The 23,945-nt window shown below is 25.9% G+C and carries 25 protein-coding genes; 17 read left to right on the forward strand and 8 right to left on the reverse strand.

The annotated features are described in order from the left end of the window. Positions 1-374: 374 nt before the first annotated feature. The 8 genes from QZ286_RS06985 to QZ286_RS07020 all read right to left on the reverse strand — a co-directional run bounded on the left by QZ286_RS06985 (position 375) and on the right by QZ286_RS07020 (position 5,070). Complete coding sequence (locus tag QZ286_RS06985) at positions 375-587, reverse strand: hypothetical protein (protein WP_291256240.1); 213 nt, start codon at positions 585-587, stop codon at positions 375-377. A 19-nt stretch (positions 588-606) separates the two neighbouring features. Continuing rightward, positions 607-1,233 carry an EcsC family protein gene (locus QZ286_RS06990; protein ID WP_291256241.1) on the reverse strand — a complete coding sequence of 209 codons (627 nt, stop codon included), beginning with the start codon at positions 1,231-1,233 and terminating at the stop codon, positions 607-609. A 406-nt stretch (positions 1,234-1,639) separates the two neighbouring features. After that, entirely contained in the window at positions 1,640-2,158 is a 519-nt protein-coding gene (locus tag QZ286_RS06995; protein ID WP_291256242.1) for a hypothetical protein, read from the reverse strand. Positions 2,159-2,460: 302 nt separating this feature from the next. Beyond that, complete coding sequence (locus QZ286_RS07000; RefSeq protein ID WP_291256243.1) at positions 2,461-3,093, reverse strand: Rad52/Rad22 family DNA repair protein; 633 nt, start codon at positions 3,091-3,093, stop codon at positions 2,461-2,463. A gap of 16 nt (positions 3,094-3,109) precedes the next feature. Beyond that, complete coding sequence (locus QZ286_RS07005) at positions 3,110-3,403, reverse strand: hypothetical protein (protein ID WP_291256244.1); 294 nt, start codon at positions 3,401-3,403, stop codon at positions 3,110-3,112. A 14-nt stretch (positions 3,404-3,417) separates the two neighbouring features. After that, entirely contained in the window at positions 3,418-3,714 is a 297-nt protein-coding gene (locus QZ286_RS07010) for a hypothetical protein (RefSeq protein ID WP_291256245.1), read from the reverse strand. Next, on the reverse strand, positions 3,708-4,562 hold the full coding sequence (locus QZ286_RS07015) for an ArdC-like ssDNA-binding domain-containing protein (protein WP_291256246.1): 855 nt from the start codon (positions 4,560-4,562) through the stop codon (positions 3,708-3,710). Before QZ286_RS07015 ends, QZ286_RS07010 begins: the two co-directional genes overlap by 7 nt. A gap of 13 nt (positions 4,563-4,575) precedes the next feature. Beyond that, positions 4,576-5,070: a siphovirus Gp157 family protein gene (locus QZ286_RS07020; RefSeq protein WP_291256247.1), complete on the reverse strand. Its 495-nt coding sequence runs from the start codon at positions 5,068-5,070 to the stop codon at positions 4,576-4,578. Between the two features lie 674 nt (positions 5,071-5,744). On the opposite strand from QZ286_RS07020, the gene QZ286_RS07025 reads away from it, so the two are divergent. The 17 genes from QZ286_RS07025 to QZ286_RS07105 all read left to right on the forward strand — a co-directional run bounded on the left by QZ286_RS07025 (position 5,745) and on the right by QZ286_RS07105 (position 23,908). Further along, a complete protein-coding gene (locus tag QZ286_RS07025) occupies positions 5,745-6,590 on the forward strand; it encodes a hypothetical protein (RefSeq protein WP_291256248.1) in 846 nt (281 codons plus the stop codon). A 14-nt stretch (positions 6,591-6,604) separates the two neighbouring features. Then, on the forward strand, positions 6,605-6,769 hold the full coding sequence (locus tag QZ286_RS07030) for a hypothetical protein (RefSeq protein WP_291256249.1): 165 nt from the start codon (positions 6,605-6,607) through the stop codon (positions 6,767-6,769). A gap of 242 nt (positions 6,770-7,011) precedes the next feature. Further along, positions 7,012-8,649, forward strand: coding sequence for an AAA family ATPase (locus QZ286_RS07035; protein ID WP_291256250.1), 1,638 nt, complete (start codon positions 7,012-7,014; stop codon positions 8,647-8,649). Positions 8,650-9,002: 353 nt separating this feature from the next. Then, positions 9,003-9,947: a hypothetical protein gene (locus QZ286_RS07040; protein ID WP_291256251.1), complete on the forward strand. Its 945-nt coding sequence runs from the start codon at positions 9,003-9,005 to the stop codon at positions 9,945-9,947. A gap of 72 nt (positions 9,948-10,019) precedes the next feature. Further along, positions 10,020-11,423 carry a DNA cytosine methyltransferase gene (locus QZ286_RS07045; RefSeq protein WP_291256252.1) on the forward strand — a complete coding sequence of 468 codons (1,404 nt, stop codon included), beginning with the start codon at positions 10,020-10,022 and terminating at the stop codon, positions 11,421-11,423. Positions 11,424-12,041: 618 nt separating this feature from the next. Further along, positions 12,042-12,878, forward strand: coding sequence for an endonuclease/exonuclease/phosphatase family protein (locus QZ286_RS07050; RefSeq protein WP_291256253.1), 837 nt, complete (start codon positions 12,042-12,044; stop codon positions 12,876-12,878). Between the two features lie 275 nt (positions 12,879-13,153). Continuing rightward, positions 13,154-14,041, forward strand: a complete 888-nt coding sequence (locus tag QZ286_RS07055) for a YhfZ family protein (protein WP_291256254.1) — start codon at positions 13,154-13,156, stop codon at positions 14,039-14,041. Positions 14,042-14,054: 13 nt separating this feature from the next. Further along, positions 14,055-14,417 carry a PRD domain-containing protein gene (locus tag QZ286_RS07060; protein ID WP_291256255.1) on the forward strand — a complete coding sequence of 121 codons (363 nt, stop codon included), beginning with the start codon at positions 14,055-14,057 and terminating at the stop codon, positions 14,415-14,417. Between the two features lie 12 nt (positions 14,418-14,429). Beyond that, positions 14,430-14,789 carry a DUF2620 domain-containing protein gene (locus QZ286_RS07065; protein WP_291256256.1) on the forward strand — a complete coding sequence of 120 codons (360 nt, stop codon included), beginning with the start codon at positions 14,430-14,432 and terminating at the stop codon, positions 14,787-14,789. Between the two features lie 13 nt (positions 14,790-14,802). Continuing rightward, positions 14,803-16,089, forward strand: coding sequence for a YhfT family protein (locus QZ286_RS07070; protein WP_291256257.1), 1,287 nt, complete (start codon positions 14,803-14,805; stop codon positions 16,087-16,089). Between the two features lie 58 nt (positions 16,090-16,147). Further along, the gene (locus QZ286_RS07075) at positions 16,148-17,167 is read left to right on the forward strand and encodes an amidase family protein (protein WP_291256258.1); all 1,020 of its coding nucleotides are present in this window, start codon (positions 16,148-16,150) and stop codon (positions 17,165-17,167) included. Between the two features lie 2 nt (positions 17,168-17,169). After that, the gene (locus tag QZ286_RS07080; RefSeq protein ID WP_291256259.1) at positions 17,170-18,042 is read left to right on the forward strand and encodes a phosphotriesterase-related protein; all 873 of its coding nucleotides are present in this window, start codon (positions 17,170-17,172) and stop codon (positions 18,040-18,042) included. A 10-nt stretch (positions 18,043-18,052) separates the two neighbouring features. Beyond that, complete coding sequence (locus QZ286_RS07085; protein ID WP_291256260.1) at positions 18,053-19,156, forward strand: aminotransferase class V-fold PLP-dependent enzyme; 1,104 nt, start codon at positions 18,053-18,055, stop codon at positions 19,154-19,156. Between the two features lie 3 nt (positions 19,157-19,159). Further along, positions 19,160-20,314 (forward strand): alanine racemase, encoded by a 1,155-nt coding sequence (locus tag QZ286_RS07090; RefSeq protein WP_291256261.1) that lies wholly within the window; start codon positions 19,160-19,162, stop codon positions 20,312-20,314. Further along, positions 20,315-21,517 (forward strand): phosphopentomutase, encoded by a 1,203-nt coding sequence (locus QZ286_RS07095; protein ID WP_291256262.1) that lies wholly within the window; start codon positions 20,315-20,317, stop codon positions 21,515-21,517. It begins immediately after the preceding gene. A 326-nt stretch (positions 21,518-21,843) separates the two neighbouring features. Continuing rightward, positions 21,844-23,133, forward strand: a complete 1,290-nt coding sequence (locus tag QZ286_RS07100) for a sensor histidine kinase (RefSeq protein ID WP_291256263.1) — start codon at positions 21,844-21,846, stop codon at positions 23,131-23,133. Beyond that, positions 23,108-23,908: a response regulator gene (locus tag QZ286_RS07105; RefSeq protein ID WP_291256264.1), complete on the forward strand. Its 801-nt coding sequence runs from the start codon at positions 23,108-23,110 to the stop codon at positions 23,906-23,908. Before QZ286_RS07100 ends, QZ286_RS07105 begins: the two co-directional genes overlap by 26 nt. Positions 23,909-23,945: the final 37 nt, after the last annotated feature.

The following is a 23,945-nucleotide window of genomic DNA, read 5'->3' on the forward strand; positions in this document are numbered from 1 at the left end:
TTCCTTTTTTAACAATTTCTTTAATAAGTTCTTTAGGTAATAAAGACATAAAAAAACCTCCCTTGATATTAATTAAATTATACTTATAATTCATCAATAATCAAGAGAGATTTTTATTTACACAAAATTATTTATACTATCTTTTCTTAAATTAAAATCTTACTTTCCACTATAATATTATATGCTCCATAACTTTTTTTGTATATCTAACCCATATGTTTTTTTATTTTTAAAAATCTCTATATTTAATATTATACTAAATTTTTTTAATTTTAATAAGAAATTTTGCGAAAATTCTTTTTTATTTTAAGCAAAAAAATCTATACTTTCATATTAAGTTAAAAAAGGAGTATAAACTGAGAGTGTATCTCTCTTTATTTTTTTCTATATCTTTCATTTCCAATTGGACTACAAATTTTAACTAGAGCACTTTGTAATTTTAATCTAAAACTAATATAGTTTGTAGCTCCAATACATCTACTTACTACTAAAATATCCTTAATATTAAATTCGTAACCTTTAGGATAAGTTTTGACTTCATTAATTGCATATTTAACTTGTTCTTCAATTTTTAATGTTATCGACATATTTTCTCCTCTATAAAATTTAATTATTAGAAAAAGTATTTTTAGCATAAGTAGCAATAGTTTTAGTTGAGACATAATCAAAACCTCCACCTATTACTCCACCTATTATTGGAATACATTTACCTAAATTAATTGCTCCTTTTGTTCCTGCTTTAGTAAGAAGTCTTAATCCAACTGCTTTATTTATTTGAGCTAATACTTTTCCTGGTATTTGTTTAATTAAATTTTCAGCTAATCTTGTTCCAACTTTAATTCCGACATCTTTTAAAATATCAGAAACAGAACTACCAACTAAACAAAGATATACCATCGTTTTAACCTCATCATGTCTTACATCATATCCATTCATATAGGCAATACTAGCTATCATTCTTAATTGAATATATAAAACACTTGATACATTAGCAGGAAGAGCAACTGGCAGAACTATTGCTCCTCCAAGCCCTGTTAAAAATCCACTAACTGTACATTTTTGAACCTGAGTATCTATTAATTTTTCAATAGCTTTTTCAGTAGTTACACAAGTACTTAAATAATAATCTCCAAGTTCATTAACTGATTCACTAACCATAGGAATTCCATTTAATGCTTTTTGGTAACAAGTATCTAAAATTTGTACCATTTTATTTTCATCTAATCTTTCCATATTCATTCTCTCCTTTATAAATCTTATGATGACATTGCCATTAGTTTATAGATTATATAAATAACATATAAAAATAAGATGGCTTTTCCTACATCTGTTCCTAGAAGACCTATTAATAAAATGATTAAAAATATCCACATATTTTATCCCCCCTAATTTCTACAATAAATATTTTGAATTTTCCTTAAACATTCCAAAACTAATTTTCAAATCCTTAGAACGTTATCAAAGACTATTTGAGTAAATTAGTATCTATCCTCTATCTTTTTTTAGAGTAATATCTAAAATTTAATATGTTCTATTCATATCTATTTTAATTATACGGTAAATTCATTGTTAATTTATTAGAATAGCTTTATGTTTCTTTTGATTTTTTTATAGACATAAGCTAGAGATATTCTCTAGCTTATGATACAAATTTTATTTTTCTAACTTCATATAGAAATTCTTCTTTCCCATTTTTTACCCTTAGATAATTATATCCCGTTTCAAAATCTCTTTCAAAAGCTAGTGGAAATATTTTAGTTACTATGTCTTGATATAATATTTTAACTTCATTTTTCTCTTTAATAGCTTTTTCTAAACGTAAGAAGAAATCTTTTCTAATAACCCTTTCTCTTATGGCAGAGTGTAAATTAGCATAAGTTGAAAATAATTTGATAATTAATTCTCCATCATTACTAATTTTTTGTGTTTCTTGCATAGCTAAAATTAAGCTAGTATTCATATCATTTAGATTAAAAGCTATTTGTTTCTTTTCATCTAAACTTAATAGTTCTTTACCTATTTCATTGATTTTTTCAAAACCCAATTCTTGTAGAATTATGTTATATAGAGTTTCTCTTTTCAAATCAAAATATTTCATATCTTGTATCATTACATCATAAACAAGTTTAGGAATTTTTACTCTTATCTTTTTTCTCATTTATTCCCTCACAGCACTCTATTTTTCTATATTCTAACACTTTTAAAAATTGCTCTCAAATAGTATTTTTTTACTCATTTTATAAAATATATTTTTAATAAAATATCAATTAATACTTATGTTTAATTAAATAATAATTATTATTTTCCATCCCATAATGAGTCATTATTTTTAATTTATAAAAGTAAATGACTTTTATAAATTCTTTATTGCTATTGCCATATGTAAATAAAACTTCATTTTTTATCACTCCTCTAAACTCTTTGTATATTCATTAATAATTTTTATGTTTTATTGTCTAGTTATGCTATTAATTCTACACATCCTTGTAATATTTTTTTATCTTTAGCATTAGCCTTCAGATATTTGATATAGTTAATATCCTTATCGTATATTTCTTGTAATGTAAGTCCTTTATATTTTCCAAATTCTATTACAATCTTGCTACTTCCTACTACCTTAGATTCTTCTTCTTTTTTTGATTTTTTAAATGTTAAAGTATTATCTTCAAGTTCTAATTCTGGCTCTACTATAAATGTATATCCCTTTCCTTGTTGTCTTATTGGATACCATTTATTTTTAGCCTTATATAAATATCTTCCTATTCCAAATCCACTACTTGCTACTCTTTTAAAAGCATTTGATATTCCACCTTTTATACTTTCATACTCTGTCATACTTGCTCCATCTTCTTTAGTTATCCATCTATCATTTATCTTTATAGACAGAGAACAAATAAATCCCGCTGATACTTCTTTATATGTTACAGTCCAACCATCAATACCAAATATTTCATCTAATCTATTTTGAATAGCCCTTGCTTGTACATAAGCAAGAGCTAACCCCTCCATTTTTTCTCTGCTGATTGCTCCAACTCTAAATTCTAATTCTTCTCTAGCAAACGGTTCTCTTAATTTTTCTAACAACTTATCCATATTTTCATTCCTCCTTTTAATATTCACTTGGAAACATAATAGTCCAGTATTCTCCAAACATTTCATCTAGTCCTAGTACTGCCCATACTTCACACTCTTTCACTTCATAACTTAGTTCAAACTCTATTTTATCCTGTGGTTCTTCTTGCCTATTAATCATCTTTTTATCTTTGAACTCAAATATTTGAAATGGATCTAATCCTTGACTTTCCTCTTTCTCTTCTTTTAATCTTAAAGCTGATACTATCATCAGCAATGCTCTTGTTTCTAAATCATGTCTTATAAGTGGGGTCATAAATATAGTTCTCATCATTTCTCTCCTTTCTAAATTCTTACTCCTATGATTATTTCTTTGCTTAAATTATTTACCACTAGTTTCCCATTTAAAATATCTTGGAATATGTATCTTGAATCATCATCTGGAATATCTACAATTGATAAATTAGTCTTATTCTTTTGTTTAATTTCTTCTAACATTTCCTTAATTACTACTTTAGGAACTTTAGGGATGTTTCTATTAGTTTCTGATAATGATATACTAATAACCTTTCTAACATTGATTTTCTCCATTTCTAGTATTAACTTCTCCAATATTTTTATAACTCTCTTTGTACTTAACATATTTCTTTCTCCTCTTCTCCTTCAATTAAATCTATTAATCCTTTTTTATCTATATTTCCATATAGTAACTCTTCAAATGATGACAGAGCTACATCAAATGCTTCATCTAGTCTGACCTCTTTACTTTTCCATAGAGCTATGTATTTATACTTTCCACTTATATCCAAATTAAAATAGGAACCATATAACATGGCTCCTATCTCTGCTTCTATTTCTTCTTGATTTTGATTTTTAACATTCTCTCCAAAATGATTTAAATAATGAGTAAACTCATGCATAAGAGTTCCACTCATAGCTACATATCTATCTTTTCTAAGTGTAATTGTTTTTCCGTCAGTACAGCCTTTAGCATAAAGTTCTTTAACTATATTTACTGGAATATACTGTTCCACTATTTCCTTGGATTTTTTAAATAACTCCATTATCTTATATTTGCTATCCCCTTGTTTCATTCTAGTGTCAATCTCTGGAATAGCAACTGCTTTATCCGTAGGAATAGTACTTTTTATATCAAAGACATTTGCATATCTATATCCATACACATTTTGCTCTTCTTTTCCATCAACTATCTTTTTGCTAATCAGTGGTACTAAAATATGAATAGCTTTAGCACCCTTTTTAATATTATATCCTAGCTCTTTCCATCTTTTAAAACTTGCAATCACAGTTGCTGTTTTATCTTGTTTATAAATTAAAACATTATTCCTAATACTGTAATTATAGAAGTTCTTTCTTCTAAACTCTATGAAGTCCTTCAACTCTTGTGAGTTATCTAAGAAATCTTTTATTTTATCATTTATACTTTCTTTTAGTCCATCTATAATACTCATAAACTCTTTATTTTCCATATTCTCATACTCCTTATTTAATTTGTAATGAATAATCCTCTTTAAGCATAGCTCCGCTAACTGTTATATTTTTCTTTAAGCTATCTTTTATTAAGCTTTTTAATGGTGCTTTCTCCTCTTTAATAACTAAATACTCTTTAGGAATCTTGGATAAATCAACTATCTCTACACTTGTAGTCTTTCTCAAACTAAGATTTCCTAAATCAGTTTCAATCTTCTTTTTCTCTAATTCTAAAAGTATTCCTTTAATATACCCTTTCAGTGAAATGATCTTTCTTTCTCTACTCTTTTTAAGCTCCTCTAATCTATCTATTTCTGTTTTAGCTACTATATTTTCTAACTCTAAATTTCTAAGATATCTAACTATATTAGAACTCTTACTCTTTAACTCTTCTTTTAAATATTCCATAACATAATCGTAATTCTCTTTGTCCATTTCAGCTTGATTGCTCTCCAAGAATATATCCAAAGTATCAATCATAGCATTTTTAATTTCATAAGCTTTCATAACATCACTCCCATATTTTATTTTCTTTTAAATATATCATCTACTGCTTTTAAAACTGTTCCTGTAATTATTAGTATAGCTCCTATTATTTCAAACAAGTTTATCATCTCCTTTTAATTTCAGCATTACATTTCATAATATATAACTCTTTAATTTTTAAAAAAATACATGTATATAACAATAAAAGTGTAAAGACAACTATTAAAGAAAGAGTAATAAATTTCAATATATTTTTACATCATTACTAATATTAACCCCTATACCCTTCAGGGGATATATAGATTAAGTTAAAAATAAAAAATAAATAATATAAGGAATTTATTTGAAAATAAGTATGATTTTATATAAAAATATGCTTTTTATAGGTATTTTTACTTGATTTTTAATAGATTTTAACAGTGAGTTACAAATGAAACGTTTAGTGGAATTTGTACACTCACTGAAATATATTAGATTTTTATAAAAAAGGAGTGAATTTAAATGGATACTATTGAAGTAAAATTAGTATTAAAAAAAGAATTTATTTAGAGGATATTAATTGCTTAAGGAGAGTAATTAATAAAATACAAAATAAAAAGGGATATAGATTTTGTGATGTTCTTGAAGTAACACCTAATAATGATTTATTAGTTAAAATATCATACCCAAGATATTTTAGCAGAAGCAATGCTTTCTTGATTACCAAAAAATCAGAATGTTTTGAAGTTCAAGAAACTTTTAGTGACTTTTTCATTAATGATCCTTATTTTACAGAGTTGATAGATGAGATCGTATTAACAAGAGTAGATATTCCTTTTACATTTATAATAGATGAAGATTTAGATTTTCATAGCTATAAAAATTTATATAAGATTTTTGCTATGGTTTATTGCCGAAGAAAAGGAGAAAATGGAAGAGTTAAAGGATACCTAGATTTAATAGACGATAAGTATGAAACAATTGTTTATTCAGATAATGGAAAAACTGATAAAACCTCAAATAATCGACTAATGATTTATAATCAATATAGAAATCTTGAGAAAAAATTAAAAGATAATGAATTAAAAGAAGCAATAGCTGAAAATCCAAATCTGATAGGAAGAATAAGATTAGAGGTCTCTAAAAGAATAAGACGAAAAGGTTTTTCTTTAGAAGAATTTAGAGAATTTGATATAATTAAAGCTTACTATGAAAGTTATAAAGATTATATTTTAGATAATATCTTAAATTTAGATATTATTAATGATATCTATGAAGATAAAATAGAAGAGTTAGAGAAAATTTTAGCAGAAGAGAGAAATGGGAGTTCTTTTAGTTACAAGGTATTTATTTGGGAAAATTCAAAAGGTATTTATGACTATAAAATTTTAAGAAAAGCTTTACATAAAAATATCTGTAATAAAAAAACTAGAGAAAGTGCTATTACATGTGTGAGAAAAATCTTAAGAGAGTTAGAAAAAAAGAAGAATGTTATTATTTTAGATACATACGAAAGAATTAAAGAACTAAGAAATGAAATAAAAATAATGGAAATAAGATAGAGGGTGAGAAACAAATGGTAAAAATGATATACAGAAAAGCTAGAAAAGGAGTAGCAGAGCAATATGGGGTGAATATCTCTAAAAAAATAATAGAAAAAATGAAAATTACAAATGCAGATAGAGAGATTGAGGTAATTTATGATGATACCGAAAAAGTTATAAAAATAAAAAAGAAGTAGTGACATAATGTCATTCCTTCTTTCAAATATCTCATAAATTAATTATTTCACTGTATAAATATACAGTGAAATAATTAAAAAGTCAAATATTTATTTTATATTAATATTATATTTTTAATATATAAAAATGAGATTAAATTTTAATTACAGAAAAAATATTAGCTATAAAATAAAATAGGGGTTTTCTTCATAGTGTGGTATAATAAATATTATATATTTGAGGAAAGGAGAGTAATATAACTATGAAAAAAGTACCTATTGCAGTAGAGGACTTTAAAAAAATAATTGAAGAAAATTATTATTACATAGATAAGACAAAGTTTATAGAAGATATATTAAATGATGGGGCAGAAGTAAAACTATTTTGTCGTCCTAGAAGATTTGGAAAGACTCTTAATATGTCCACACTTAAATATTTTTTTGATGTAAAAAATAAAGATGAAAACAGAAAATTATTTAATGATTTATATATAGAAAACTCTCCATTGATAGAGGAACAAGGAAAATATCCTGTAATATTTCTTAGTTTGAAAGGAATAACTGCTTCTACTTGGGAAGGAGCAGTTAAAAATATACGAGATAAAATATTCAAGTTATATAATGAGTATGATGGAAAAATTAATCACATATTAACAGAAAATGAAAATAAAATATTTAATAAATTTGCGGGGAAAGAAAGTGACGAAGAAGAGTTAAAAACTTCTCTATCTTTTTTAACTTCTTTATTATATAAATACTATAATCAAAAAGTAGTTGTATTAATAGATGAGTATGATTCTCCTATTATGAATGCCTACGAAAAGGGATACTATAACGAGATGAGAGATTTTTTAAAAGCTTTTTATGGGGATGTACTTAAAACTAATGAGTATTTACAAATGGGAGTTCTTACTGGAATAATAAGGGTAGCTCAAGCAGGAATATTCTCTGATTTAAATAATTTTAAATCTTTTTCAGTATTAGATGATAAATATAGCACGTCTTTTGGTTTAGTAGGTGAAGAAGTAAAAACTATGCTTGATTATTATGAGATAGGCTATGAGATGATTGAAGTAAAAAAATGGTATGATGGGTATAGTTTTGGAAAAGATGAAATATATAATCCTTGGAGTATATTAAACTATGTATCTGATAAAATACTAAAATCATATTGGATAAATACAAGTTCTAATTTTATGATAAGAGAACTTTTAGAACATACTGGTGAAGAGGGGTTAAAAACTCTTGAAAAAATTTTTAGTCAAGAAGAGGTAGCAGTAAGAATAACTGATAATGTAAGATTTGGAAATAACCTATCAGCAAGTGAAGTATGGGAACTTATGTTATACTCTGGTTATCTAACTATAAATGGTAGATTAGATGATGGAAGGTATTTAGTAAGAATACCTAATATGGAAATTATGAATTTCTTCAAGGATGAGTTTTTAACTATTGTATTTGGAAATTATGATAAAGTAGATAAATTAAGAGATGCTTTAAAAGATAAAAACCTAGAACAAGTAAATAAATCAATAGAAGAATTAGTTTTACATACAATGAGTTCATATGATATAACGAAATACTATGAAAATCCATATCATATGTTACTACTTGGATTTTTCTATGCTTTAGATAGTTACTATCTTCCTAAATCAAATATGGAAACTGGATTTGGTAGAGCAGATATAATACTGTTCCCAAGAGATAAGACAAAAGCAGGATATATTTTAGAATTGAAAAGAGCTTATACTAAGAACCTAGAGAAAGAAGTGGAAAAAGCTTTGCAACAAATAAATGAGAATAAATATTATGTAGAATTAGAAAGATATGGGGTAAAAGAGATAATTAAACTAGGCTATGTTTTTGATGGTAAGAAAGTAATAAGTAACTATGTTAAATAATGGATAAAATAGTGGAGAGTAAAATCTTCACTATTTTTAGCATAATATGGAATTTTATTATGTTCTATGGTATAATCAAAGGAAGAATTTTATACTAAGAAGAAGTCGTTAAAAATATTAGTTTAAAGATTAAGTAAGATTTTAAAAGTGTTAAGTAAAGAGCTAAAACGGTTAAGTTATTGAGAGTAAAATTTATAATAATTTTTCCAAATAAGAATTATAAAGAGTTTAGAGAATAAAATAAAAGGCTAAGTAAAAGTTTAAAAGTGTTAAGTAAAGAAATAAAACGGTTAAGTTATAAAAAAAGGAGTATTTAAATATTCTAAATTAGAAAAATACAAAGGAGAATTTTAATGATTAATTTAATTGAAAAATACAGAAAAGAAATATTTAAATATTTGTTTGAGATTAATAGTTTTTCTCAAAGTTGGAGTAATTCTTGGAAAAATCAAATTTTAAATTTCTTTCAAGGTAAAAATATCTCTGAAGATTCGCTAATAAAATTAGGAGAAAATTTAAGAGAGATATTTTTATCTACAAGTTCTGGTTCTAGAAATCAAAGTGAAGTTTCTACTGCTGGTACTGGATGGGAAAGTTTACTAGCATGGTATTTAAATCTAGGATTACTCAGAACAAGGACTATAGTAATAAAACCTAAAAAAGAGTTTAATTTTGAATGTATTCAGAAAACAATAACTATTAATTATGGAGAATTTATCTCAAATAGTGAAAGTGATTTGATAGCAATAACTTTTCCAAAAGAAGATGAAGTAGCTTATTCAATAGAAGAGTTAAAAAAATATGAAGGTAAAATATTTTCAATTAATGATTTGGAAGTTTTAGAAGATGATTCATTAAAAGCTTTAAATCAATATTTGAATAAGATTATAGAAAATAATATTTCTAAAATAGAGATTAATGTTATTCAGTGTAAAACTAACTGGAATGATAATGCTCAAATTCCAATGGGATGGGATATTATATATTCATCAACTGGTTTTACAAAAGGAGATATAAAAATAGGAAAGGATGGTTTTTCAATTCATAAAATAAAGGATTTTAAATATTCTTTTATAACAGTTCCTACTCAAAAAAATCTAGAAAAATTTAAAGAAGATAGTACACCAGTTTTAAGGGTTAAAAATTTATCTGGTGGAAATTTTTGGGGAACAATAACTAAAGAAAATGTAGCTAAATCAATTGGAGAAATATTTAAAGATAATTTTAATGAAAGCTATTCTAAAATAAAATTTGATGATAGGATAAAAAATGTAGAGTTAAATGATATTGGATTATAAAAAAAACCTGGACTTTTACTATTAAACTTGATATAATATATATTATAGAATAAAAAAAATTAGGTGGTGAAAATGAGAAAACCCTTAGCAATAGATTTATTTTGCGGTGCTGGAGGAATGAGTGAAGGAATTCTTCAAGCAGGATTTCATATTGTTTTTTCGAATGATAAAAGTCCAGAAGTTGCATTAACTTATCAAAATAGACATGAACAACTGGGATTACATAATGGATATAATACATTTTTTATAACTGAGGATATTTCAAATTTAACTGGAAAATTTATTCTTGATTCTATTAGTAATTTAGAATATTTTAAAAATAAATTTGATAATAAAATAGATGTGATATTTGGTGGTCCTCCATGTCAAGGATTTAGTAGAGCTGGAAAAAGAGATAAAAACGATCCAAGAAATTTGTTATTTAGAGAATATCTTAGAGTAGTATCAGAAATAGAACCTAATTATGTTGTAATGGAAAATGTAGTTGGATTACTTGATACTAAATTAAATAATTTTATAAGTTATGATTTAGAAGAATATGAAGATGATACTTTAGTAACGGATATTCTAGAGAGAGAGTTTGAAAAGATTGGATATAGGATAAAAAAATATAATTTAGAAGATAAAGTCAATTTTAAAAAATTAGTATTAGATGCTTCAGAGTTTGGGGTTCCTCAAAAAAGAGAAAGAGTTATTATTATAGCTTACAAAAAGTATTTAACGGAGCCTAATGATATTAAGAAATATAAAAAAAATTATAAAGTAAGTGTAAAAGAAGCAATAGCAGATTTAATAACAAATTCTAATATTAGGGAAAAAGAATTATTATCATTGAAAACTGAAAAGAAATTATCATATATAGAAGCTTCTAATCAAGGAAGAACAAAAATATTTGATACTAATTCTCCAATAAGTTTTAGTGGGAATTTAAATAATATAGAATTATCTTTTCATTCTGACTATATAGTTCAAAGATTTTCTTTATATAAAAATGGAGAAACTACTAAAGATGTAAAAGCTCGTTTATTAAAAAATGGAATAGATGAAATCTATTCTTTAAAAGATTTACTAGAATATGTTTTTAAGTATGGAAAGTTAGGATATACTTCATTTGAAGATTTTCAAAAAGAACTAGAAATTTTTAAAATGTTAGAAGAAGAAAGAAAAGAAGAAATTGTAAATGCTATTTTAAGTAAGAAAAATATTAGAGTAAGGTTAAATAAGGAAGCTCCATCAAGAACAATAGTTACTTTACCAGATGATTATATTTCTCCTTTTGAAAATAGAACTTTTTCAGTTAGAGAAATGGCTAGATTACAATCTTTTGATGATAGTTTTATCTTTCTAGGGAAAAGAACTACTGGAGGAAATAGAAGAAAATTAGAAGTTCCACAATATACTCAAGTAGGAAATGCGGTTCCACCTCTATTAGCAAAGGCGATAGCTCTATCTATAAAAGATGTTTTAAAAGATTAGTTGATTTTATATAAAGATGAATTAAAAACTTTGTGTGATTATAAAAAATACCTCTGTAGGTAACACATAGGTAACAAAAGGTATATTTATACCAATGAAATCAAGGATTTCAAATTCTCAAAAAGATAATTACATGGGATTTATATACCTCACAAACTCAATGTTTGTGGGGTTTTTTCTTTAAAAAATGGAAATTTATATATCTGTTCTTAGGTATATAAATTTCCAGAGTATAAAACTATCATAAGCCATTGTAAAGCATCTTCATACTCTCTTATTCTTACACTTTTTTAACAACCTTATAAACCTTATTTTCACGACTCAATTGAGAAGGAATAGATTTCCATATCATAGAGAATTTAGGAGCTATAGATTCTAGCATGCCACCAGTGATATAATACACTATTTTCACATAATTTATTAATTCTAAATTTTATATTCTTCTTACTTAATAAATGGAGAAAGAAGAATAAGAAAGAATTATCTTTGTGAAGTGTTTAAAAAAATGAAAATAAAATATAATAAGAGCATATTTTAATACTTTTAATCTTGATTTTTATATATAAAAATGTTACATTAAGTTAATGGAAGTATTTTATAAATTAGGAGGATTTGGGTATGAAAAAAATAGTGTTTTTTTTACTAATAATGATTTCTATTTTTTCTTTTGCGAATAGTAAGGTTTTATATGATGGAAAAATAGACGGAAAAAAGCCTAAAGTAAAAGTAATGACTTATAATATTGAAGCTGGAGCAAATAATTTCAAAGTTAATTCAGAAAAAATAGCAAAAGCAATAAAGAAACTAAATCCAGATATCATAGGAATTCAAGAGGTTGATAGATTGACTAATCGTAGTGGAAAAGTTGATCAAGCTAAAGTTTTAGCTGAGTTAACTGGATATAACTTCGTATTTGGAAAAACCATTGATTTTGATGATGGAGAATACGGAATAGCTATTTTATCTAAGTATCCTATTTTAAATCATTATCAAATAAATCTTCCGAGTTCAGATGAACAAAGAATTGCACTAATTGCAAATATTGATGTTCCTGGATTTGAAGTACCAATTACTTATATAAATACTCATTTAGATTGGCATGAAAATCCTAACACTCGTATGTCACAAATTTATACAATAGATGAACATACTTTAGATATTAGAGGAATAAAATTATTGGGTGGCGATTTTAATGATACTCTTAACTCTAATGTTATCCAACATCTAAATCGTTATTGGAAACCAGTAATAACAAAAGAAAATGATCATAGAACATGGCCAGCAATCAATCCAGAAGTAGGGCTAGATTATATCTTTACAAATCATGCTCAAATATGGGAAGCCAAAACATATATTCCAAATAAACCAAAAGATATGAAAAAATATGGTATTGAATGGAATAAAATAAGTGATCACATACCTATAATTACAGAATTAACATTAATTGAAAAATAATGAAGAAAAGAAATGGCTAAAGAGGTGAAAATTCTTTAGCCATTTTTGTATAAAAAAGGTCTCTTTGGGAAAAATCAACTAAAGATTAGTAGGGACTTATGGAGAAAAATATAAAAAATAATATATACTATACAAATGTTGAATTTATATAAAAATATAAATAGAATGTTTTAAAATAGACAAAAATAAAAAAAACTTGACAAAAATACAAAAAAAATGTATTCTATTTTTATAAAAATATTATTTTCAAAAAATTGAAAATAATGGAGGAGTTTATGGAGAATAATAAATATAAAAAAATAGAAATAGGAACAATTGAGTTAGCTAAAGATATTCTTTCAAGAGAAATTGGAGAAAATATAGATACAATTATTAATTATTCAGCAAAATTTAACTTATCATTAGGAACAATTCAAAAATCATTGACATTATTATGCGAAAAGAAAATAGTAAAATTGGTAAAAATGGGAAAATATGGAACTAGAATAGAAAAAATTGATTATAAAAAGTTATTGGATATTTTAGGATATGAATATTTACTGTGTGTGATGCCTATAACTTATTCATCAAGATATAAAAAAATAATGGAGAGTATAAATGACAGTTTTAAAATTCCAATTTCATTATATTTTTCACATATGCGTGGTGGATATGTAAGACTTAAACTGATAGAGCAAGGTGTTTTTCAATTTGGAGTTGTATCAAAATTGGCAGCACAAGAGGCTATTATATCAGGATTAAATCTAGAAATTATTGAAGAATTTGGACCAAGAACGTATGTCACTAAACATGTTGTTTTAAAAAGAAAAGATGGCTTAGTAAAAAGAGTAGGAGTAGATTTAGAATCAAATGATCATACATTTTTAACTAATATTAATTTTCAAAAAAATGAAAATATAAGTTTTAAAGAAATTAAGTATTCAGAAGTAATAGAGAAACTAATAGATAAGACTATAGACGCAGCAATTTGGAATTATGATGATGTTTTAGATAAATTGATATTATTAGAAAAAAATAATATTGTTATTGAAGAGTTAAAGGACGAAAGTGGAATTAGTTTATTAGCAACTGAATCAGTTATAGTAATTCCTAAAAATAATAAAACCATGAAAACACTTTTTAATAAGTTTTTTGATAAAGAAAGTTTTAAATTAATAGATTAGGTGAGGAGGAGTAATGGATTTACAAACAAGACTTGAAATTTTATATTCAACGGGAATAATTAGTAAAGAAACAAGAGAAGTGGTATTAAATGTAATAAAAATGTTTCAAGAAAAATATCAAATTATGTTGACAGAAGAAAATGGAGCTATGATGACAATGCACTTATCAATGGCTATAACAAGAGTAAAAAATAATGAACCAGTAAAAATTATTGATGAAGAGGTTTATAAAGAAGTATTAGAAAGCGAATTTTTTGAAAAATCTGAAGAAATATACATAGATTTAGAGAGAGTTTTAGATATAAAATTACCAGAAGATGAAAAAAAATATATGTTAGCAAATATATGTACAATATTAGATATTATAAATGATTAGAAGGGGGTTTTTATGAAAAAAATAGTTATTGGAGGACAAATTGATAAAGAAAAATTAGCAGAAGTAGTAAAGAAAATAGTTGGAGAAGAAGCAATTATAACAATAAAAAGTGATATAGAAGCAGCTATGGATGTTAAAACAGGAGTAGCAGATATTTATTTAGGAGCTTGTAATACTGGTGGTGGCGGTGCTTTAGCAATGGCTATAGCATTATTAGGAGCAAATAATTGTGCTACAGTATCAATGCCAGGAAACATAAAATCTGATGTAGAAATAATAGCAGAGGTTAATGCAGGTAAAAAAGCATTTGGATTTACAGCACAACATATAGAACAAGTAGTTCCAGTAATTTTAAAGGAAATTTTAAAATAAGGAGTGTGTTAATATGAATTATGTAGTTGCAATTTTACTGGGAGCACTAGCTTCATTTTTAGCAAATAGAGGAGTTGCAGTATTTAATGATGGATTAAGACCGATTGTTCCAGAATTTTTAGAAGGAAGAATGGATAGAAAATCTTTGGCAGCAACAAGTTTTGCACTAAGCTTTGGACTTGTTGTTGGATTTGGAATTCCATTTTCATTAACAACACCAATAATATTAGTACATAGTATTTTATTAGCAACAGATATAATAGGAACATCATTTAGTATGGATAAAAAGGGAGCAATTTTTTCAACTGTTATTGGTGGAGTATATGGATTATTGATAACATTAGGGTTAAAAATAATTGTAGAATTATTTGCAAAATTACCTGTAAATTTTTTGCCAGCATTGGGAAAAGTAGGAGCACCAATAATTATTGCATTTGCAGCCTTTCCTGCTTTAGTGGTAGCTTATCAATATGGATTTAAAAAAGGAGTAATAACATTTATAACAACTATTTTAGTTAGACAGTTATTTCAAGTATATGGAAAAATTTCTTTTGAGGGAAGTACAATAACTTTAAATCCAGATGGAATGGCTTTATTGGTAGGAATGATTATAATGGTAACTTTTGCAATGAGAGAAAAAGCAACAACAAATGGTGTCGGATCAAATGAAATGTTATTAAATATATTTGCAACAAGAGTAGAAAAAATTAAGAAGAATGTAATTCCATTAGGATTAATGGGAGGAGTTATAGCTACAGCAATAAGTTTAAATTTAGTTGCAGGAGACCCAATTTCTTTAAACTTATTAGCAGAAGGAAAAATATCAGAAGCGGGGCTAGCAGCTTTGGCTAGAGCGATTGGTTTTGTTCCTTTAGTAGCAACAACAGCAATAGCAACAGGAGTATATGCTCCAGCAGGAATGACATTTGTATTTGTAGTTGGAATATTTTTAAGAAATCCTATTATAGCATTTATAGGGGGAGTATTAGCAATTATTATTGAGATTTATGCTTTAGGTGCAGTAGCTAAATTTTTAGATAAATTCCCAGGAGTTAAAGCATGTGGAGATCAAATTAGAACTGCAATGTCAAAAGTTCTTGAAATTTCTTTAATAGTTGGAGGAATGATAGCAGCAGATGCCATGGCTCCAGGATTAGGGTATTTATTTGTTGCAGGAGTATATGTGTTAAATAAAACAGTAAAAAAACCTTTAGTAGATATGGCAGTAGGACCAGTTTCAGCAATTATGCTAGGAATAATACTGAATATTTTTTCACTTATAGGATTATATGTAGGATAAAATTAAAGTTTTAAGAGGAGGGGGACTCCTCTTAAATTATAAGATATGAGGTTGAGTTATGGAAAAGATTTTAGCAGGAATCGATAGAACGAAAAATTTTATAGGAAAAACAGTTAAGGAACAAAATCCAAATATTATTTTAGAGTTTTGTAAAAATAAAGGAAAAACAATAGGAGTAAAAGATAGCAAAGAAATTGATAATAAATTAATAAAAAAACTTTTAAGAAATGGATATATTTGGAATACAGTAGATTTTTCATCAGATAGGGGAAGAGCTATTGATATCAGGTTATTAAATCCAATAACTTCAAAAGTCATGACAGGTTCATCAAGTGGAACGGCAATAAATGTTCTTTATGGATTAAATACAGTAGGGATAGGAACTGATGGTGGCGGTTCTGTTTTAGGACCAGCAATTTCTTTAAACTTATATTCAGCTCTTTTATCTGGAATGGGATTGAAAGGTAAAAATAAAAAGAAATCAACAGATGAAATAGTCTTTACTGCTGGAATTGGATTTATAACTCAAAATTTTGTAGAATTAGAAAAAATTTTGAAAATTTTTTATGAAGAAAGTGAAAAAAAATTAAAGAAATTAGTTTTGAGTGATACTCTTGAGAAAGAGATCAGAGATAAACTAAAAAATAATTATGAAATTACAATTTGGAAAGACAGATCACTTTTCTCTAGAGAAGAATTGATGATAGAGCTAAACAATATTTTTCAACTGGGAGATGTTTTTATATATGTTGAAAAAAATATAGAAGTAGATGGTATAGGGGATAGTATTTTAGGTTGTTTAGGAGATAGTGGTAAAACTTTTCAAGAAAACTCTAATAAAAAATTTTTAAAAGTTTTTAATATGCTTGATTGTACTGCGATTACAATTCCTTTAAAAAATATAGGGAGTTCTATAGTAATAGTAACACCAAAGGGAAAGGATGGTTTGAAATATGTTTTAGAAATAGGAAAAATATTAGACTATGAATATCGTCCAAAATTATTTCAAGAATATTTTTTTAATTATCCTTTAAAAAGAATAGATAATAGAACATTTGAAATTTTAGAGGAGATGTAGGGATGAAAGATATAACATATATACATGAACATATGACAATAGATTTATCTGGAATAAAAAATAATATCGATTGTAAATTAGATGAGTTCGAAAAAACGAAAAAAGAATTATTAAGATTAAAAGAATTAGGAGTAGTAAGAATAGTTGATGTTACGAATATTGGAATGGGAAGAAATGTTGAATTTATAATAAGGTTGGAAAAGGAAACAGGAATAGAAATTTTAATGTCAACAGGTTATTATAAAGAACCATTTTTTCCAGAGGAAGTTGAAAAATTAAGTATAGAAAAATTAGAAGAAAAATTAATAAAGGATATAAAAATAGGAATAGATGGAACAAATAAAAAAGCAACTTTTATAGGTGAAATAGGAACAGGCTTTGAAAAAATGACTTCCCTTGAAGAAAAGATTTTTACAGTAGCAAGTAGAGTACAGAAAAAAACGGGAGTATATGTATCAACACACACAAGTCTAGGAAAATTAGGACACGAACAGTTAGATATAATTGAAAAAAATGGTGGAAATTTAGAAAAAGTTATTTTAGGACACACTGATTTATCAAAAGATATACATTATATAGAGAGTTTATTAAAAAGAGGAGTTTATATTTCTTTTGACACAATAGGAAAGATAAAATATCTTTCAGAAGAAAAAAGAGTTGAATATATTAAATATTTATGTGATAGAGGATGGGAAAATAAAATTCTATTATCAGTAGATTTAACAAGACAATCTCATTTAAAAGAGAATGGTGGAATAGGGTATTCCTATTTACTTGAAGAATTTGTTCCAAAGTTAATTGAGAATGGGGTAGAATTAGAAAAAATAGAAAAGTTTTTAGTTGAAAATCCAAAAAAAATTTTAGGAATAAAATAGAAAGGAAAAAATGATGAAAACATATCCATTAGAATCAATTACATTAGAAGAGGCAAAAAGAAAACAATTTAAATTAATAGATATAATTACAAGAAAATTTAGAGGAAGTGAAATTTTAACAAGAGGGGATCTAGGGGTAGTAAAGGGATTAAATAAACCAAGAACTACCAAGAAGGTTGAAGAAATAATAGCAGATTTTTTTGATGTAGAGAAAGCTATTTTAGTTAGAGGGGCAGGAACATCAGCTATAAAATGGGGATTGTATAGTATTTTAAAGAATTCTAAAAGAAGAAGAGTATTAGTACACAAAGCACCTATTTATCCAACAACTTTAGTATCTTTACAGATGTTAAATGCAAATATTTTAGAGGTAGATTATAATAATTTAGAAGAGTTAGAAAAAATTTTAAAAAATGAGAAGATTGATGTAGTGGTTGTACAGTATACTCGTCAAAAAATAGATGATAGTTATAAAATTACTGAGGTAATAGAAAAAATAAAAGAATATGAAGTTCCTATATTAACAGACGATAATTATGCAGTAATGAAAGTTAAAAATATTGGAGTTGAATTAGGAGCTAATTTATCAGCATTTTCAACTTTTAAATTATTAGGTCCAGAAGGAATAGGATGTTTAGTTGGAGATGAAAAATATGTATCCCAAGTAATAGAATCAAATTACTCTGGTGGTGGACAAGTTCAAGGACATGAGGCACTAGATGTATTAAGAGGAATGGTATATGCCCCTGTTTCTCTAGCTATTCAAGGAGAAGTAAATGATGAATTGATCCAAATTTTAAACAATGGAAGATTATCATTTATAAAAAATGCATATTTAGTAAATGCTCAATCAAAAGTTGTTATTGTTGAGTTAAAAGAAAATATAGCAGAAGAAATGTTAGTTTATTCTGAAAAATTAGGAGCTTTGCCAAATCCAGTAGGAGCTGAATCGAAATATGAGTTTTCACCATTATTCTATAGAATATCAGGTACATTCAGAAAAACAGATCCAACACTTGAAAAAAGAATGATTAGAATAAATCCTAATAGAGCAGGAGTGGAGACAATAATTAGAATTTTAGAGGAAAGTTATAAGAAAATACAGGAGGAATAGGTAATGTTTTTAAAGAAATTACAAGAAAGAAATCAAAATTTACTAAATGTAGCAATTGAATTTCATCAAAAAGGATTACTTTCTCCAGACACATATTTACTAGATGTAGATACTATTTTAGATAATGCTAAATTATTAATAGAAAAAGCAAAAAAAAATAATATAAAGTTATATGCAATGACAAAACAAATAGGAAGAATACCTTTTTTAGCTAAAAAAATTTTGGAATTAGGATATTCAGGAGTGGTTGCTGTTGATTTTAAAGAAGCAGAAATAATGATAAAAAATAATATTCCTCTTGGAAATGTAGGACATTTAGTACAAGCACCAACAAAGTTACTTGAGGAAATTATAAAAAGCAATGTTGAAATAATGACAGTTTATTCTTATGAAAAGATAGAACAAATAGATAAAGTGGCTAAGAAATTAAATAAGATACAAAATATTATGTTGAGAGTCTTAGAAGAAGATAGCATAATATATTCAGGACAAAGTGGTGGATTTTATTTAAATGAACTTGAAGGGCTTTGTATGAAGATAAAAAAGCTAAAAAACATTAAAATAAATGGATTAACTTCTTTTCCTTGTTATTTGTATGATAAAAGTCTAAATAAGATTAACCCTACAAAAAATGTTGAAACCATAAAAAAAGCAAAAAATATTTTAAGTAAATATAGAATAAAAGTAGAACAGCTTAATTTTCCCTCAGCAACAAGTTTAGCTAATATAAAGAATATTAGAGAAAATGGAGGAACACACGGAGAACCAGGACATGCACTAACAGGAACTACACCATTTAATGCATATAATGATGAGGGAGAAAAACCAGCAATTTTATACCTTTCAGAAATTTCTCATAATTTAAGAGGAAAAGGTTATTTTTATGGTGGAGGATATTATAGACGTTCTGGAATAGAAAGTGTTTTAGTAGGAAATAAATCAAAATCTCTGAAGGAAATAAAAGTAACTCCTCCAACAGATGAAAGTATAGACTATTATTTTGAGCTTAATGAAGAAGCAAACGTTGGAGACACAGTTTTAGGAGCATTTAGGACACAAATATTTGTAACAAGAAGTGATGTTGCTTTAATAGGTGGAATGAAGGAAAATAAACCATATATAATAGGGATATATGATAGTTTAGGAAGGGAGAAATAAATGGGAAGATTCATAGTTCTTGTTTTGGATAGCTTTGGAATTGGTGAAATGGAAGATGTAAAGGCCACAAGACCACAAGATATAGGAGCAAATACATATAAAAGTGTTGTTTCTAAAAATAAAGGGATAGTTATTCCTAATTTACAAAAATTAGGAATAGCAAATGCAGCTAATTTAGAAGTTGATGATATAAAATTTTCGAATATAGCTATTTTTGGAAAAAGTAAATTGAAGCATTTTGGATGTGATACATTTTATGGTCATCAAGAGTTAATGGGAACAGAACCAAAGGAACCTATAAATGAACCTTTTTTTAAAAATATAGATGAAGTTGAAAAAAAATTATTGCTTGAAGGTCATAAAGTAGGAAGATATGGGACTGAACAAAAAATATTAATTGTAGATGATTGTTTAAGTATAGGAGATAATTTAGAGGCTGATTTGGGACAAGTATATAATATAACAGGAATTTTTGATAAAATTAGTTTTGATAATCTCTTAAAAATAGGAAAAATAGTTAGGAAAATTGTAAAGGTTCCAAGAGTAATAACTTTTGGTGGAGAAGATGTAACTTTGGATGATTTAAAAAATGCATATGAATGTAAAGATAACATATATGCAGGAGTTAATGCTCCAAAATCAAAGGTTTATAATAAAGGATATCAAGTGCAACATTTAGGTTATGGAGTAAAAACAGAGGTACAACTTCCAAATATTTTAGGAACAGAGATAAAAACTATTTTAATTGGGAAAGTAGCTGATATTGTTGAAAATAAATATGGAAAATCAATATTTGCAGTAGATAGTGAATTAGTTATGAATAAACTCATAGAAGAAATAAAAAATAATGAAAAAGCATTTATATGTGCAAATATACAAGAAACAGATTTAGCTGGGCATGAAGAAAATTCAAAAAAATATGCTGAAAAATTAGAAGTAGTTGATAAGAAATTAAATGAATTATTTCCCTTACTAAATGATGAAGATATTTTAATAATAACAGCAGATCATGGAAATGATCCAGAAATAAAACATTCACATCATACAAGAGAAAATGTTCCTATTTTAATTTATAAAAAAAATATTGATAAATTAATAAATATAGGTGAAATGGAAAGTTTAGCAAATATAGGACAAACTGTAGCAGAATATTTCGGGAAAAATTTACCAGAAAATGGGAAATCATTTTTAAAAAATATATAAATATATTTAATTGTATAAGGTGTTATAAACTGATGAATTTTAGTCATTAGTTTGTAACATTTTTTTATGTAATTTATCAATATAAAAATTAAAAAATGTTAAAACTTTTTAATTGCTTAATCAAATTTATAATAGTTATATAGATTGTGAAGGTTATGGAAAAATTATTATAAAAATATTTATAGTACTAATATAAAAAATATTTCAAACAAATAATAATTTATATAAACATAAATATCGTTTTTATAAAGAACGTGTTATAATATATAAAAACAAAAATTAAAAAATAAATACAAATATATAGAAAAACATTAGGAGAGATATTTATGCAAGAGTTGTATATTCAAAAGTATCTTATTCAAAATTATATTTTAATTATGATAGTGTTGGGAACATATTTTGTTGTTTCGATGAAATCAGCAGTAGATGTATTTATAAAAAAAAGAATAATTATAAATATGTCACTTATTTTGATATTATCTATTTTAGAATTTTATATTAAATTAAATGGAAATATGATATTACCAGTAGTAAAGATGGTATATAGTTCGATAAGAATACTGGTAATGCCAATAGCGATAACTATTTTAAAACCAAAGATAAAATTGATTTATATTCCAGCAATAATAAATGCTGTAATTAGTTGTAGTGTAATTTTTCAGGATAAAATAATATATTTTACAAAAACAAAAATATTTGAATCAGATGCTTTAATATATTCTTTTATTGTAACAACATGTATATATTGGATTGTATTTCTTTTGATATTGGATTTTAAGTTATATAAAAATTTAGAGGTAAACCATCTACAAATATTTTGTTGTATAGCCTGGTTAATGACAGCTACTATTGCAGAAATTTCAGAGTTACAAGAAGGAATTTTAAATGTAACTTATGCTATGATATTTTTATTTTATTATCTTGTATTACATGTAAAAATATCTCAAAAAGTAGTTGAAGAAAAGGAGATAAAATTAAGAGAACAGCGGATGTCACTAATGTTATCTCAAATACAGCCTCATTTTTTATATAATACTTTAAATACAATAACGGCACTTTGTAGGATAAATCCAAAACTTGCAGAGGAAACTACAGTAAAGTTTTCAAGTTATTTGAGAGAAAATATGTATAATTTAGGAAAAAATGATACTCAACCTTTTTCGAAAGAATTAGAACACACTAAGATATATATTGATATTGAAAAATTAAGATTTGGAGATAGAGTGAGAGTTGAGTATGACATAAAAGTAGAAAATTTTGATATGCCAACCCTGACTTTACAGCCAATAGTTGAAAATGCAGTTAAACATGGAGTGTGTAAAAAAATGGAAGGTGGAACTATAAAAATAACTACTGAAAGCAAAGATAAGGAAAATATAATAGTTATTTCAGATGATGGTATAGGTTTTAGTATGGAAAAAATATTAAGTGATGGAAAAGTACATATTGGAATACAAAATGTAAAAGAAAGATTAAAAAATATTATTAATGCAGAGCTAGAAATAACAAGTTTTATAGGATTAGGAACAGTTGTAAAAATTATTATTCCTAAAAAAGGGAAGAATAAAGAGATAGAAAGGGGAAGAAGGCGTGAAATACTTAGTATTGGACGATGAGATACTTGCTGGAGAGTATTTAAAATCATTGTTATTGGAGATTGATAAAACTGCAGAAATTGTAGTTGTGAATAATCCGATTCAAGCTTTAGAATCAATAAAGCAACAATTTAATGTATGCTTTATCGATATACAGATGCCAGGATTGAATGGAATAGAATTTGCAACTAAATTAAAAAAAATATATTCAAAAATAAATTTTATCTTTGTGACAGGAGATTCTAATTTTATGGGGGAAGCATTTAAACTAGATGCTAGTGATTATATAATGAAACCAGTTGATATTGAACAAATAAGACATGCACTTGAAAATTTAAGATATTCTGTATCTAAAGATGAAATTAAAAAAGGGAGAATAGAGATTACTTGTTTTGGAAATTTTGATGTACTTATAGATAAAAAGCCTGTTAAGTTTAAGTTTGAAAAGACGAAAGAATTATTAGCTTATCTTGTTCATAGAAGAGGTGCAAGATGTACAGCGAAGGAGATAATTGCTAATTTATGGGAAGAAGACGGACATGATTCATATTACAGGATGTTAAAAAAAGATTTACAAGATGTATTAAATGAATTAGGATGTGGGAATATAATATACAGTGAAAGGGGTCAAATTGGTCTTTCAAGATTAGAAGATATACAGTGTGACTATTTTAAATGGAGAGAAAATAGTGTTGAAGGAAAAAAACTTTATCATGGAGAATATATGGCACAATATTCTTGGGGACAAGAAATAAATGCTTTTTTAGATATGGAAAAATATCAAAATAAAGATTAAAATATTTTCATTGACACTTCCTTGACAGTAAGAATGT

It is taken from the genome of Fusobacterium sp. (genome assembly GCF_019012925.1).
Classification (GTDB): Bacteria; Fusobacteriota; Fusobacteriia; order Fusobacteriales; family Fusobacteriaceae; genus Fusobacterium_A.

Coding starts and splice junctions, on each gene's coding strand:
- QZ286_RS06985 (WP_291256240.1), bottom strand. CDS start 587: ATGTCGATAACATTAAAAATTGAAGAACAAGTTAAATATGCAATTAAT.
- QZ286_RS06990 (WP_291256241.1), bottom strand. CDS start 1,233: ATGGAAAGATTAGATGAAAATAAAATGGTACAAATTTTAGATACTTGT.
- QZ286_RS06995 (WP_291256242.1), bottom strand. CDS start 2,158: ATGAGAAAAAAGATAAGAGTAAAAATTCCTAAACTTGTTTATGATGTA.
- QZ286_RS07000 (WP_291256243.1), bottom strand. CDS start 3,093: ATGGATAAGTTGTTAGAAAAATTAAGAGAACCGTTTGCTAGAGAAGAA.
- QZ286_RS07005 (WP_291256244.1), bottom strand. CDS start 3,403: ATGAGAACTATATTTATGACCCCACTTATAAGACATGATTTAGAAACA.
- QZ286_RS07010 (WP_291256245.1), bottom strand. CDS start 3,714: ATGTTAAGTACAAAGAGAGTTATAAAAATATTGGAGAAGTTAATACTA.
- QZ286_RS07015 (WP_291256246.1), bottom strand. CDS start 4,562: ATGGAAAATAAAGAGTTTATGAGTATTATAGATGGACTAAAAGAAAGT.
- QZ286_RS07020 (WP_291256247.1), bottom strand. CDS start 5,070: ATGAAAGCTTATGAAATTAAAAATGCTATGATTGATACTTTGGATATA.
- QZ286_RS07030 (WP_291256249.1), top strand. CDS start 6,605: ATGGTAAAAATGATATACAGAAAAGCTAGAAAAGGAGTAGCAGAGCAA.
- QZ286_RS07035 (WP_291256250.1), top strand. CDS start 7,012: ATGAAAAAAGTACCTATTGCAGTAGAGGACTTTAAAAAAATAATTGAA.
- QZ286_RS07040 (WP_291256251.1), top strand. CDS start 9,003: ATGATTAATTTAATTGAAAAATACAGAAAAGAAATATTTAAATATTTG.
- QZ286_RS07045 (WP_291256252.1), top strand. CDS start 10,020: ATGAGAAAACCCTTAGCAATAGATTTATTTTGCGGTGCTGGAGGAATG.
- QZ286_RS07050 (WP_291256253.1), top strand. CDS start 12,042: ATGAAAAAAATAGTGTTTTTTTTACTAATAATGATTTCTATTTTTTCT.
- QZ286_RS07055 (WP_291256254.1), top strand. CDS start 13,154: ATGGAGAATAATAAATATAAAAAAATAGAAATAGGAACAATTGAGTTA.
- QZ286_RS07060 (WP_291256255.1), top strand. CDS start 14,055: ATGGATTTACAAACAAGACTTGAAATTTTATATTCAACGGGAATAATT.
- QZ286_RS07065 (WP_291256256.1), top strand. CDS start 14,430: ATGAAAAAAATAGTTATTGGAGGACAAATTGATAAAGAAAAATTAGCA.
- QZ286_RS07070 (WP_291256257.1), top strand. CDS start 14,803: ATGAATTATGTAGTTGCAATTTTACTGGGAGCACTAGCTTCATTTTTA.
- QZ286_RS07075 (WP_291256258.1), top strand. CDS start 16,148: ATGGAAAAGATTTTAGCAGGAATCGATAGAACGAAAAATTTTATAGGA.
- QZ286_RS07080 (WP_291256259.1), top strand. CDS start 17,170: ATGAAAGATATAACATATATACATGAACATATGACAATAGATTTATCT.
- QZ286_RS07085 (WP_291256260.1), top strand. CDS start 18,053: ATGATGAAAACATATCCATTAGAATCAATTACATTAGAAGAGGCAAAA.
- QZ286_RS07090 (WP_291256261.1), top strand. CDS start 19,160: ATGTTTTTAAAGAAATTACAAGAAAGAAATCAAAATTTACTAAATGTA.
- QZ286_RS07095 (WP_291256262.1), top strand. CDS start 20,315: ATGGGAAGATTCATAGTTCTTGTTTTGGATAGCTTTGGAATTGGTGAA.
- QZ286_RS07100 (WP_291256263.1), top strand. CDS start 21,844: ATGCAAGAGTTGTATATTCAAAAGTATCTTATTCAAAATTATATTTTA.